This window comes from Rosenbergiella sp. YN46 (assembly GCF_036620675.1).
In the GTDB taxonomy this organism is placed as follows: Bacteria; Pseudomonadota; Gammaproteobacteria; order Enterobacterales; family Enterobacteriaceae; genus Jejubacter.
On record NZ_JAZHEE010000168.1, the window covers coordinates 1 to 524 of the forward strand.

Annotated in this window: 1 protein-coding gene; it reads right to left on the reverse strand. The window is 37.4% G+C overall.

The genetic code is table 11. The annotated features are described in order from the left end of the window. Positions 1-502, reverse strand: a 502-nt coding sequence (locus V3W49_RS23075; protein ID WP_500148318.1) for a hypothetical protein, incomplete at its 3' end; no start/stop codon positions are given. Positions 503-524 lie beyond the last annotated feature (22 nt).

Below are 524 nucleotides of genomic sequence, written 5' to 3' on the forward strand. Positions count from 1 at the left end.
CTAAGATCAGTATCCGTTTTATTGATGGTGAGGGATTTTCATGGATGTTTTCGGCGTGTTTTTCATAGGTAGACATTTTTGAAAATTCAATATCACAAATATGACATCTATAGTTTGCACCAATTTTTCTTGTCAAAAGAGATGATAAAACACCAACAGTTATTCCCCAGATAAGATGCATAAACAAGGAATCAATCAAACCGAGCACAAAGTTTTGGTTTACTACTTCGGATGCTTCTATGAATGTCATTCCAGGATCTAATTCTGCAAGAATCTTAGCCATGTTTGGGCCAAGAAATACTTGTGATACTGGAATCGAAAATACTGCAAAGACAACAACTCCAGCGAGGATGCCATAAACCAAGCCGTTTTTGATCTTTGAGATGTTGAATTTGATTATTCTATGTAGGAAAACGCCAGTAACAATTCCTATGATGGTGGCAACTGCGATATGAAGTGCAAACCCTACTTCTGGAGAGTCTGAACCAACCACTCTTGCCATAACAAGCAAAGTGATCAAGTAT